Annotated in this window: 1 protein-coding gene and 1 pseudogene; both read right to left on the bottom strand. The window is 73.0% G+C overall.

Going from position 1 to position 13,596, the window contains the following annotated elements; all coding sequences use genetic code 11:
* Window positions 1–83 precede the first annotated feature (83 nt).
* Window positions 84–9,971 (bottom strand): amino acid adenylation domain-containing protein, encoded by a 9,888-nt coding sequence (locus OOT46_RS06510; RefSeq protein WP_416136157.1) that lies wholly within the window; start codon window positions 9,969–9,971, stop codon window positions 84–86.
* Window positions 9,972–10,032: 61 nt separating this feature from the next.
* Window positions 10,033–13,185, bottom strand: a pseudogene (locus OOT46_RS06505) (amino acid adenylation domain-containing protein); the annotation flags it as partial.
* Between the last annotated feature and the right edge of the window lie 411 nt (window positions 13,186–13,596).

Genomic DNA, 13,596 nt, shown 5'->3' with positions numbered 1-13,596 from the left:
GGAAAACACGGGGCGCCGGAAGGACGCCAGGCGGGTGGGGCAGATCATGCCCGATCCGGCGGCGCAGCGGACAGGGCATGGTCTCAGGCATTGCGTGTTCGGCCCTGCAGCCCGATGGCGCCGAGCACACGGTTCAGCCAGGGCTTGCGCGCCCCGGCCGCCGCACTCGCCGCCGGCGTCGCTGTATCGGCCGGCGTCGCGGCCAGCTGGCCCAGGGTCTCGAAGATGAAGCGGCGCACGTTGATGCGGGTGTGCAGCACCTTCTCGGCCTCGGTCACGGCGCGCATCGCCAGCAGCGAATGGCCGCCCAGGTCGAAGAAGTTGTCGGTCACCCCGACCTGCCGGATGCCCAGCAGCCGTTCCCAGATCTCGGCCAGCGCGATCTCGCGCTCGGTGCGCGGCGCGGCGAAGGTGTGCAGCGGCGCCGCCTCGCTCTCGGGCGGCGGGGGCAGCGCCTTGCGGTCCACCTTGCCGTTGGGCAGCAGGGGCAGAGCGTCCAGCCGGACATAGTGCTGCGGCAGCATGTAGTCGGGCAGCGCCTGGCGCAGGTGCTCGCGCAGCTCGCCGGCCGGCGGCAGCTCGTCGCGGGCCACCAGGTAGGCGACCAGCCGCTGGTCGCGCGGACGGTCCTCGCGCACCATGACCACCGCGCGGCTCACACCGGGGTGCGACAGCAGGGTGGACTCGATCTCGCCCAGCTCGATGCGGTGGCCGCGCACCTTCACCTGGAAGTCCAGCCGGCCCAGGTGTTCCAGCAGGCCGTCATGGCGCCAGCGGCCGCGGTCGCCGGTGCGGTAGAGCAGGCCGGCCGGCGCCTGCAGTCCGTCGCCGCGGTGCGCGACGAAACGCTCGGCCGTCAGCTCGGGGCGCTGCAGGTAGCCCAGCGTGACGCCATCGCCACCGATCCAGATCTCGCCGGGCACGCCGATCGGGCAGGGCTGCTGGCGCTCGTCGAGCACCCAGACGCTGGTGTTGGCGATCGGCTTTCCGATCGAGATGCCGCGCTCGGGCGCCTCGACCTTGCAGCAGGTCGACCACACGGTGGTCTCGGTCGGGCCGTACATGTTCCACAGCTCGCCGGAGCGGGCCAGCAGCTGGGTCGCGAGCTCGGCCGACAGCGCCTCGCCGCCGACCAGGGCCTTGAAGCCGGGCGACCCCTCCCAGCCCGCCTCCATCAACATCTGCCAGGTGGAGGGGGTGGCCTGCATCACGGTGGCGCTGTGCGTCTCGATCAGCCCGCGCAGCGCGCGGCCGTCCATCGCCTCGTCGCGGCTGGCCAGCACCACCTGGGCGCCCACCGAGAGCGGCAGCAGCAGCTCCAGCACCGCGATGTCGAAGGACAGCGTGGTCACTGCGATCAGCCGGTCCGACGCGGCCAGACCCGGCTCGTGCGCCATGCTGGTGAGGAAATTGAGCACCGCGCGGTGCGGCACCACCACGCCCTTGGGCCGGCCGGTGGATCCCGAGGTGTAGATCACGTAGGCCGGGTCCTCGGCGCGCGCGGCCAGGTGGTCGTCGGGCAGCGGCGTGGCCGGCTGGCCGGCGATCTCGGCGGCCTCGGCGTCGACCCTCAGGGTGGTCTCGGGCGAGAACGACAGCTGGTCGGTGAGCGCGCTGTTGCTGACCAGCAGCGTCAGCTTCGCGTCCTCGACCATGTAGGCCAGGCGCTCGGCCGGGTAGGCCGGGTCGAGCGGCACATAGGCGGCACCGCACTTGAGGATGGCCAGCTGGGCCACCACCATCGCGATGCTGCGCTCCAGGCACAGGCCCACCAGGGTGCCGCGACGCGCGCCGCGGGCGCGCAGCTGGTGCGCCAGGCAATTGGCCGCGCCGTCCAATTCGGCGTAGCTGAGCCGCTGGCCGGCGAAGCTGAGCGCGACGGCATCGGGGCAGCGCGCGGCCTGCCGCTCCAGCAGCCGGGCGATGTGGCCGCGCTCGACCTCGGCCTCGGTCCGGTTCCACGCCGCCAGCGTGGCCTGCTCGGCGTCGCTCGCGACGCGGCAGACGCCCAGCGTGCGGGCCGCGTCGGCGACGACGTCCTTCAGCAGGGTCTCGAAACGCTCGGCGATGCGGGCCACGGCTTGCGGCGTGAACAGGTCGGCGGCATAGGTGAAGGCGCACTCGACGCCCTGCGGCGTCTCGACACACCACAGGCTCAGCTCTTCCGACGCACCGGTCAGCGCGGTCTCGACCCGCTGGTGCTTCAGCTCGCCCCAGCCCAGCGGGCGGTCGCGCGCGTCCTGGAAGGAGAACATCACCTGGTAGATCAGCGGACGGCTGGGGTCGCGTGGCACCTTGAGGGTGTGCACCAGGTGCTCGAAGGGCACGTCCGGGTAGGCGAAGGCATCGACCACCACCTCGTGAACCCGGCGCATCCACTCGCCGAAACCGAGCTCGGCAGCGGGACGCAGGCGCAGTGGCAGCGCATTGACGAAAAAGCCCATCAGCCCTTCGAGCTCGGGCTGTTCGCGGCCGCGCACCGGGGTGCCGACCACCAGGTCGGTCTGCCCGGTCATGCGGTGCAGCAGCGCCGAGTAGGCCGCCAGCAACGCGACATAGAGGGTGCGGCCGTGGCGCTGCGCCAGCGCGTGCAGCTGGTCGGTCAGGTCGCGCGAGAGGTAGTGGTGGTGAGAGCCGCCGCGGCCCGACATCGCAGGCGGGCGGGGACGGTCGATTGGCAGTTCGATGGGCTCGGGCAGCGGCGTCAGGCGTTCGCGCCAGTGGGCGGTCTGGCGCTCCAGCTCCTCGCCGAGCATCCAGTCGCGTTGCCAGGCGGAGAAGTCGCCGTAGCTCACCGGCAGGGCGGGCAGCTCGGCTTCGACGCCCTGGCTGGCGGCGCGGTAGAGGGCCGACAGTTCGCGGTACAAGAGGTCGAAGGACCAGCCATCGAAGACGACGTGGTGGGCCATGAAAAACAGCACGTGTTCCTGGTCGCCGAGGCGGTACAGGCGGGCGCGGAACAGCGGCCCCTGCTCGAGCGGGATGGGCGTGCGCACCAGCTCGGTCATCTGCGCCTGCAGCGCAGCCTCGCGCTCGGCCGCGGGCAGGCCGCGCAGGTCGCTCAGCGGCAGGCGCAGATCGAGCCGTTCGGCGACCCGCTGCACCGGGCCCTCGGGGGTGCGCTCGAGCCAGGTGCGCAGCGCCGCCTGGCGGTCCACCATCTGCTGCAGTGCCTGCTCCAGCGCCGGCAGGTTGAGCGGGCCGCTCAGCCGGTGGGCCGAGGGCACGTTGTGGGCGGCCGTGCCGGGGTGGGCCTCCTCCAGAAACCACAGGCGCTGCTGCATCAGCGACAGTGGCGCCATGCCCTGCTCGGTCCGGGCGGGAATGCGCAGCGCGGTGGCCGGGCCCGCCTGGGCCTTCTGGGCACCGAGCGCGGCCGCCAGCGAAGCGGGCGTCGGGGCTTCGAACAAGGCCTTCAGGCCGATGCGTCGCTGCAACTGCTGGCCCAGCCGGGCCGCGAGGCGCGCCGCCAGCAGCGAATGACCGCCCAGCTCGAAGAAGTTGTCGTGTTCGGCCACCGAGGGGCGGCCCAGCACCTCGGCCATCAGCTCGGCGATCGCGGCGGCGCTCGGGCCCGCCTCCTGCGGCGAGGCGGAGGGCACGGCTGCGGCCGTGGCGGCCAGGCTGGCCGCCGCGGCGGCTGCAGCCTGGGCAATGCGGCTCGGGACAGGCGCCGGCAGCGCCTTGCGGTCGATCTTGCCGTTGGGCAGCAGGGGCAGGGCCGACAGGGTCACGACCTGGGCCGGCAGCATGTAGTCGGGCAGCGACTGCTTGAGGCGCGTGCGCAGGGCGGCCTCGTCCACCGGCCCCCCGCCGGGGGTGACGAGGTAGGCCACCAGGCGCACGTCGCCCGGCTGGTCCTCGCGCGCCACCACCACGCTGCGCGCGATGCCGGGCTCGGCGTCGAGCCGGCTTTCGATCTCGCCCAGCTCGATGCGGTAGCCGCGGATCTTGACCTGGAAGTCGAGGCGCCCGAGGTGTTCGATGCTGCCGTCCTCGCGCCAGCGGCCCAGGTCGCCGGTGCGGTAGAGGCGGGCACCGGCTTGGCCGTTCAGGCGGTCGCTCACGAAACGTTCGGCCGTCAGCTCGGGGCGCTTGAAGTAGCCGGTCGCCACGCCGGCACCGCCGATGCAGATCTCGCCTTCGGCGCCCACCGGGCAGGGGCGCTGCTGCTCATCGAGGATCCAGACCTGGGTGTTGGCGATGGGACGGCCCACCGTGATGCGCTGTCCCGCATCGTGGATGCGCGCGAGCGTCGACCAGACAGTGGTCTCGGTCGGGCCGTACATGTTCCACAGCTCGACGCCCTGGGCCAGCAGCCGTGCCGCGAGTGCGGGCGGCAGCGGCTCGCCGCCGCACAGCGCGCGAAAGCCCGCCGGCGCACGCCAGCCGGCGTCCAGCAGCAGGTGCCAGGTAGTCGGGGTGGCCTGCATCACGTTGATGCGGTGGTCGGCGATCAGGCCGGCCAGGGCTTCGCCGTCCATCGTGTCCTCGCGCTGGGCCAGCACCACGCGGGCCCCGACGGTCAGCGGCAGCAGCAGCTCCAGCACCGCGATGTCGAAGGACAGCGTGGTCACCGCCAGCAGGCGGTCGCCCGCCTGCAGCCCGGGCTCGCGTCGCATGCTGGCGAGGAAGTTGCACACCGCGCGCTGCGGCAGCACGACGCCCTTGGGCCGGCCGGTCGAGCCGGAGGTGTAGATGACGTAGGCCGGCGCGTCGGGCGGCGCTTGCAACGGAGCCGGTGGCTGGTCGGGGGCGGCGGCGATCTCGGCGGCATCGTCGTCGATGCGCAGCTGGGCCTCGCGCGGCAGGCCGGCCAGGCTTGCATGGGCGGACTCGGTGATGACCAGCCGCAGCTCGGCATCCTCGGCCATGTACTGCAGACGATCGCGTGGAAAGCCCGGGTCCAGCGGCACGTAGGCGGCGCCTGCCTTCAGCACGCCCAGCAGCGCCGGCAGCAGCTCCGGGCCGCGCCCCAGGCAGAGGCCGACCAGCGCGCCGGGACCGATACCTCGCCGGCCCAGCAGGTGGGCGTAGCGGTTGGCGCGGGCGTCCAGCTCGCGGTAGCTCAGCGGGCCACCCGGAGCCACCAGGGCCACGGCGTCGGGCGTGCGTTGCGCCTGCTCGGCGATCCAGGCTTCGACACGCGGCGTTTCGGCCAGCGGCGTTTCCGTCGCGTTCCAGGCTCGCAGGCGTGCGTCGACGTCGTCGCTCGGGCGGGTGGTCGGGACTTCCGTGGCCGGTACCAGGACCGCGGGCTGCGTCTGCGCCAACTCAAGCGGCCCGTTCAGGTCCTCGGCGAGCTGGCGGCCGGCTGCGCTCAGCGCCTCCACCAGGGCCTGCGCACGCTGCGGGCTGAACAGCTCGGTGCTGTAGTGCAGGTCCAGCGTCAGCGCGTCGTCCTGTTCATAGAAGTTGAAGAACAGCTCGCTGAGCGAGCCGCGCTTGCGGCCCTCGTGCATCGTCGCTTGCAAGGGGGCGAAGGCCGACAGGTCGATGCGCGGGTTGAGGTTGAAGAACACACCGGTCAGCGCCGGGCGGTTGCCAGCGCTGCGAAGGCCCAGCGCGCGGGCCAGCGTGCCCTGTGTCATCAGGGGCTGTTCGAGCGCGTCCATCAGCTGGCCGCGCACGCGCTGCAGCAGCCCGGCGCCGCTGTCGCCGGCGCGGCAGGACAGGCGCAGCGGCAGGTCGAGCACGCCGTCGGCCATCAAGGGGCCGCGGCGCTGCAGGCTTTGGCTGGCGTAGGGAATGCTGACCAGGAAGTCGTCCTGGCCGGCTTCGCGCCTGAGCATCAGGGTCAGCGCGCTCAGCAGCAGCTGGAACAGCGTGGCGCCGGACTGGCGCGCCTGGCTGCGCAGCCGGGCCAGCAGCTCGCCGTCGAAGCGGGTGCGCAAGGTGTCGGCGGCATAACGGCGCTCGGCCGGCGGCGTGCGGTCGCCCAGCTCCAGCCGTGCCGGCAGCGGCTGCATCAGGCCCTGCCAGAACTGCAACGCTTCGCGGCCGGCCGGGCCTTCCAGGCGCTCCAGCTCCTGGCGTGCGAAGACGATCGGGGATTCGGCCGGCGGCAGGGTCGGCGCGATGCCGTGGCTGCGGGCGCGGTAGGCGGTGGCCAGCTCGGCATTGAAGACGCTGGAGGCCCAGCCGTCGAAGACGAGGTGGCTGGCGACCAGGTGCACCACGACCCGACCGTCGGCCAGCCGCAGCAGGCTGGCGGCGGCCAGCGGGGCGCTGTCGAGCGGGAAGTCGCGGGCGCTGGCCTCGCTGCAGAAGGCGTCCAGCGCGGCATCGCTGTCGGGCTGCTGGCGCAGGTCGATCTCCTGCACCGGCAACACCGCGGCCGGCTCCAGGCGCTGGCGTGGCTCTTCCAGGTCGAAGCGGATGGAAAAGGCCGAGTGCCGGCCCAGCACGTCCTGCAGCGCCATCTTCAGCGCCGCGATGTCGACGGCACCGCGCAGGCTGATGCACAGGGACTCGTTGAGCGCCCGGCGTGCATGGCTGTCGTAGCCGGCGGCCAGCCAGCGTTCGGTCTGCCCGGGCGAAAGCGGGCCTTCGTGGCTGCTGCCACCCTTGGGCGGCGCCGACTGGTCCTGTCCTCCGCCGCGCGGCGGGGGCGGCGGCGTGCCGTCCCGGGGCAGGATGAAACCCAGCGCCATCAACTCGTCGAGGGCGTCGGTGAAGACCTGGAAGATGCGGTCGGTGTCGGCCTCGCCCATCGCCTCGGTGACGAAGTGGCCGAACTGCTCATAGAGGTGCAGACCGCGGTGACGCGCCAGGTAGTAAAAGAGGCTGACGTACTTCTGGTTGTCGTCCCAGTGCAGCCGCCACAGCGAGGCGCAATGGACCGCCTTGACCGGTGCGCCGCGCACTGCGAAGGCGGTGTTGAGGCGCTCCACCAGGCGCTGGGTGCGGTCGTTGAGGCTGCGGTAGAACTCGCGGCCGCCGCGCTTCAGGTGCAGCAAGGTTGCGTGGCTGGCGGCCAGGGCCAGCGGGTGGCGCACGAAGGTGCCGGCGAAGTAGGTCACGCCGGCTTCGGGATAGGACTCGTCGCCGTATTGCCAGTGGCCGCCGTCGAGCGCGTCGAGCCAGCGGCTGCTGCCCGCGATGGCGGCGAAGGGCAGGCCGCCGCCGATCACCTTGCCGTAGGTGGCGATGTCGGCGCGCACGCCGTAGAACTCCTGGGCGCCGCCCGGGGCAACGCGGAAACCGGTCACCACCTCGTCGAAGATCAGCGCGCAGCCGCCCGCGTCGGCAATCTCGCGCAGCGACTGCACGAACTCGCGCGGCTGCAAGGTCGGGATCTTGTTCTGGATCGGCTCGATCATGATGGCCGCCAGCTCGTGGGCCCGCTCGCGCAGGACGCGCAGCGACTCGTCGCTCGCATAGTCGAGCACCAGGATGTTCTCGACCGCGCTGGCCAGGATGCCGGGCGCCGCCGACAGCGAGCGCAGCTGGCGCGTGCCGCGCACGATGACCTCGTCGAAGATGCCGTGGTAGGAGTTGGTGAAGATCGCAATGGTCTTGCGCCCGGTCACCGTGCGGGCCACCCGCATCGCGCCCATCACCGCCTCGGAGCCGGTGTTGCAGAAGGCCACCCGCTCCATGCCGGTGAACTCGGAGATCAGCTGCGCGACCTCGCCGGCCAGCGGATGCTGCGGCCCCACTTCGAGACCCAGCTGCAGTTGCTGGCTCATGGCCTGGACCACCGATTCGGGCTGGTAGCCCAGCAGGTTGCCGCCGAAACAGGACAACAGGTCGATGTACTCGTTGCCGTCCACGTCCCACAGGCGCGACCCCTTGGAGCGGTCCACCACGATGGGGTAGACCAGGTCCTTCCAGAGCGGGTTGAAGCCGGTCACGACACGCGGGTCGGCCATCACCTTGCGATGCTGCTGGCTGTAGCGCTTGGAGCCACCGGTGCTGCCGTTGTAGGCGCGGATGAAGTCGTCGAGCCAGCGGCGCTGCTCGGGCGTGAATTCCTGGCGCGCCTCCAGCGTGATGCGGGCCGAGGCGCCGAAGGGCTTCTCGACCAGCGCCTTGATCGACGGCTGTGCCGCTTCCGCGGCCGCCGTGGCGGCCGCGCGGGCGACCGGCGCCGCAGACGCGGCTGCCGCCGGCTGTGCCGCGGGCACCGGCATATCGGGCAGGGCGACCGGCGGCTGGCCCGCGAGCAAGGCGAGCTGCTGGGACATCAGCTGCATCTGCTGCTGGATCAGCAGCTGCAGGCCGGTGCTTGTGCCTGCGGCCGGCATCGCTGGGAGCTGCGCCATTGGCACCGCGGGGGCGGCCGCCGGTGCTGCAAGGGGGGGAGCCGGCATGGCCGCCGCGGGCGGGGTGGCGGCGGCGACGGCCGGCGGCGGCGCGAACTGCCCGGCCGGCAGTTCAGCGTCGAGGAAGCGAGCCAGCTTGCCCACCGTGTCCAGGTCTTCGAGCAGCCGGCGGAAGCGCAGCTTGACCCCGAACACGCGCTCCAGCTCCAGTGTGGCCTGGGTCAGCGACAGCGAGTCCAGGCCCTGGTCAACGAAACTCGCGGCCTCGCTCATCTCCTCGGCCGGCAGGCCCGAGACATCGCTGAGGATGCGCGTGAGTTCCTGGACTAGGACGGAGAGTCGGCTCATGGTGGTGGGAACCTCGACAGCGGGGGAAGGGCACAGGGCCGCGGCGCTCGCCACGGCGGCGGGGGCCGCCGGCGCGGCCTCCGGATTCGGGGGCCGGCGCGCGAACCAGTGGCGCTCGTCGGCGTAGGGATAGGTGGGCAGCGGTACGCGGCGCGCGCTCGCTGCCACCGGCCAGGCCGGTTCGGCCCCGGCGCACCAGAGCGCGCCGACACCGCCGAGCGCGGCCACCGCCGCGTCGCCCGGATCCTGCGCCGGGCCGAGCAGCGGCACGATACGCGGCACGCCGCCGGCAGCCGTGCGGTGCTGGCGCAGCAGCGCGGTCAGCGCCTGGCCGGGACCGACCTCGACGAAGACGGTCTCGCCCGGCTGGGCCAGCTCGTTGGCGACGGCGCGGTGGAACTGCACGCTGGCGCGTACCTGGCGGGCCCAGTACTGGGGGTCGGTGGCCTCCTGCGTCTGCAGCAGCGCGCCGCTGACGCAGGAATAGACCGGCAGCCGCGGCGCACGCAAAGCCAGCGGCTGCAGCGCCGCGGCGACACGGGGCAGCGCTGCGTCCATCGCGGCGCTGTGGAAGGCATGCGAGACGCGCAGCCGGGTGGTGCCGATCTCGCGGGCTTCGAGCTCCAGCGCAAAACGCTCGATGGCGTCGCAGCCGCCGGCGACGACACACAGGGCCGGCGCGTTGTGACCGGCGATCTCGATGCCCTCGGGCAGCAGCGGGCGCAGCGTGTCCGCGGGCGCCCGCACGGCCAGCATCGCGCCCGGCGGCTGTTCGTACATGGCCTGGCCGCGCGCGATCACCGCGCGCATCGCGTCCTCGACGCTGAAGACGCCGGCATGGCAGGCGGCGGCGTATTCGCCGATGCTGTGGCCGATCATCGCCTGCGGCTGCAGCCCCAGGCTGTCGAGCCAGGCGGCCAGTGCGTGCGAGACGGCGAACAGGGCCGGCTGCGCATGGCGGGTCTGGGCCAGTTGCTCGGCGACCTTGCGGTCGGCCGGGTCGGCCGTCACCAGCCAGGCCTTGAGGTCCACGTCGAGCGCGCTGCGGGCCACCGCGAGGCAGCGGTCCAGCGCCTCGCGGAAGGCCGGCGCCTCGTCGTAGAGGCCACGCGCCATGCCGGGGTGCTGCGAGCCCTGGCCGGGGAACAGGAACACCAGGCGCGGGCGGGCCGCGGCGGTCGTGCTGCTCTTGACGGCGCGCAGCGCGCTGCGCGCGCTGTTCAGGTCGCGCGCCACCACCGCGAGGCGCTGCGCCATGGGCTGGCGCCCGCGCATCAGCGTGGCCGCCACCTCGGACAGGCGCAGCCCGGGATGGCGCTGCAGGTGGTCGGCCAGGTCGGCCGCGCGCTGCAGCACCGCGGTGCTGGTGCGGGCCGACAGCGGCAGCAGGAACAGACGGCCGGCCTCGTCGTCGGGCGCGCTCGCGAGCGGGGGGCGCCTCCTCGACGATCACATGAGCGTTGGTGCCGCCGACGCCGAAGGAGCTGACCGCCGCCCGGCGCGGCGACTCGCCGCGCGGCCAGGGCGTGTGGGTCGCCACGACCCGGAAGGGCGTAGTGGCGAAATCGATCTCGGGGTTGGGGCGCCGGAAGTGCAGGGTCGCCGGGATCTGCTGGTGCTGGAGTGCCAGCGTCGCCTTGACCAGGCCCAGCACGCCGGCCGCGGCGACGGTGTGACCGAGGTTGCCCTTGAGCGAGCCGATGCCGCAGTACTGCACCTCGGTCGTGTCGCTGCGCCAGGCGCGCGTCAGCGCGGCGATCTCGATCGGGTCGCCCAGGGCGGTGCCGGTGCCGTGCGCTTCGACATAGCCGATGCTGCGCGCGCTCACCCCGGCATGGTCGAGCGCCATGCGGATCGCGGCGGCCTGGCCGCTGACGCTGGGCGCGGTGAAGCTGGCCTTGTCGCCGCCGTCGTTGTTGAGGCCGACGCCGCGGATCACGCCCCAGACGGTGTCGCCGTCGGCCAGCGCGTCGTCCAGGCGCTTGAGCACGACCACCGCGCCGCCGCTGGCGAAAACGGTGCCGCTGGCGTCCGCATCGAAGGGGCGGCAGTGCCCGTCGGCCGACTCCATGCCGCCTTCGACATGCAGGTAGCCGCCGGCCTGCGGCACGATCACGGTGGCGCCGCCGGCCAGGGCCACGTCGGCCTGGCCGCTGGCCAGTGCATGCCAGGCCTGCGCCACGGCGACCAGACCGGTGGAACAGGCGGTGTGGATGCTGACCGCGGGGCCGTTGAGATTCAGGCGGTTGGCGACGCGTGTCGCGACATAGTCCTTCTCGCTCGCGAGCATGGTCGCGAACTCGCCGAACTGGCGGGCCAGCTCGGGGTTCTCGGCACGCAGCGCGCCGATGTAGCTGTTGTTCGCGACACCGCCGTAGACGCCGACGCGCGTGTCGCCGCGGCGCGGGTCGATGGCCGCGTGCTCCAGCGCGCTCCAGCAGAGTTCGAGGAACAGGCGTTGCTGCGGGTCCAGCACGTCCGCTTCGCGCGCCGGGATGCCGAAGAAGGCCGCGTCGAAGCGGTCCGCGTCGTCGAGCACACCGCGCGCGGCGACGAAGTTGGGGCGGCTGCGCAGCGCCTCGGGCACGCTCGCGTCCAGCTCGTGCGGCGCGAAGTGGCGGATGCCCTCGCGCTGCTCCAGCAGGCTGCGCCAGAAAGCGTCGAGGTCGGGAGCGCCGGCGGCACGCACCGCCATGCCGACGATGGCGATGCCGCCTTCCGCGCCGCCCTTGCCGGGAACGGCACGGGTCTTGTCGCTGCCCGGCCGGCTGCCGCCCGCAGCGCCGACCAGCGTGGCCAGGCCGGCCAGGGTCGGGCGGTCGTAAACGTCTGCGACCGCGACGCCGGTGACGCCGAGCTCGCGCAGCCGGGTCACGAAACGCAGCACCAGCAGCGACTTCGCGCCCAGCTCGAACAGGTTGGCCGCAGGGTCGATCTGCGGCAGCCCCAGCAGCTCCTGCCAGAGGCTGGACATCAGGGCCGGCAGATCGCGGGTGTCGGCCGGCGCCGCCGCATCGGCCTGCGGCAGCGGCAGGCCGCGGCGGTCGATCTTGCCGCTGGGCGTGACCGGCAGGCGTTCCAGGCAGAGGTAACGCACCGGCACCATGTACTCGGGCAGGCGCTCGCGCAGGTGCTGGCGCAGCCGGCCGGCCAGCGTGCTGGGATCGCTGTCGGCTCCGGCGCGCGGCACCAGGTGGGCCAGCAGCTGGCGGCCGATGCCCGGCAGCTCGGGCGCGCTGACGACAGCCTCGCGCACCTCCGGGTGGGACATCAGGACCAGTTCGATCTCGCCCGGCTCGATGCGGAAGCCGTCGACCTTGAGCTGCTGGTCGGCACGGCCGAGGTAACTCAGGCAAGCTGCGGCGTCGCAGCGCACCAGGTCGCCTGCCAGGTACCAGCGGCCCGGCAGTGCGAGGTCGTCCCGGAAGCGCTCGGATGTCAGCTCGGGGCGGCCCAGATAGCCGTGCGCGAGCGTTTCGCCGCCGAGCAGCAGCTCGCCGGTGTCGCCGGGGGCGTTGCCGTCGCCGCCGTCCTCCGGGCGGCGCAGCGCCAGCCGCACGTGCGGCAGGGCGCGGCCGATGGGCGGGATCTCGGGCCAGGCGTGTGCCGGGCCGCTCAGCTCGTGAGCCGTGACGACGTGACTTTCGGTGGGGCCGTAGTGGTTGTGCAGCTGGGCCTCGGGCAACTGCTCGAACAGGGCGCGGATCGCGGGCGTGACCTGCAGCTGCTCGCCGGCGCTCACCACGTCGAGCAGCGCCGCGGGCAGCCGTTCGCGCGCGGCCTCGGCCAGCATCTGCAGCGCGACATAGGGCAGGAACAGACGCTGCACGCCTCGATCGCAGAGCGCGTCGCGCAGCTGCGCCGGGTCGCGGCGCTGCGCCTCAGGCAGCAGCACCAGGGTGCCGGTGCAGGCCAGGGTCGAGAAGATCTCCTGGAAATGCACGTCGAAGGACAGCGGCGCGAACTGCAAGGTGCGCGCCGGTCGTCCGAGCCGCTCGTGGCTGGCGTGCCAGGCGATCAGGTGCTGCAGCGGCCGGGCACCCATCGCGACGCCCTTGGGCCGGCCGGTGGAGCCGGAGGTGAACAGCACGTAGGTGAGGTCGGCCTCGGCGGCGTGCGGCAGCGGCGCGGACGCAGCAGGGGCCTGCAGGGTCGGGATCTCGCCGGCCAGCGTGCGCAACTGCGCGAGCGCGTCGTCGGCGCCGAGCACCGCGCGCGGCCGGGCGTCCTCCAGCATGGCCTGCAGGCGCTCGGCAGGGTAGCCCAGGTCGAGCGGGACATAAGCGATGCCCGCCTCGACCGCGGCCAGGATGGCGACGATCGTGTCCACCGAGCGCGTCGCCGCGATCGCGACACGTTCGCCCGGCACCATGCCCGCCGCACGCAGCTGCGCGGCGAGCGCCATCACGGCGTCGCGCAGCGCGGCATAGTCGAGCGTGCCCTCGGCGGACTCCAGCGCCGGCTGCGCACTCGCGCGCAGCGCAGCCTGGCGCAGCCAGTGGCTCAGGGGCGGCGGCTCGGGGGCCGGGGCGGGGGCCGCCTGAAGCTCCCGATATCCGTCATCGCGCATTCTGCTGTTCCTCCGTCACAGGGCAGGGGCCGGCGCCGGTCCGGCCCGCCACACGCACTTCTCGCCCCGCCAGGTGGCCCAGGCGGGGCATGCGGAGGTGGCGTCCTTCTGCGTTGCTGTACTTGTTGTTGCCCGGCTTGACCAGGACGGGTCGCCGGATGTCGCGCGATTATCGGTGCGGGGTATTCCCGAAGGGGCCCCCTGAATGGGTGAGTCGACACTCTGGCCGGGCCCTGTTGCCGGGCTTGCGCGGGCCGCGAGCCCGCATGGATGCTGGTCCCAGGGAGGCTGGCGCACGATGCAAGGTGGTCCCCCTCAAATAGGTGAGTGCCGGGTCGCGGCACATTGCTGATACTGCCCGCGATTGCCGCTCCCCCGGGGCCGGCCCCTGCCGAGGCGGCAGGGGCTTCG

The sequence above is a fragment of the Aquabacterium sp. A7-Y genome, assembly GCF_026153205.1.
In the GTDB taxonomy this organism is placed as follows: domain Bacteria; phylum Pseudomonadota; class Gammaproteobacteria; order Burkholderiales; family Burkholderiaceae_C; genus Caldimonas.
Note: the sequence above shows the minus strand (reverse complement) of the source record. Positions and strands in the feature narration are given on the sequence as shown.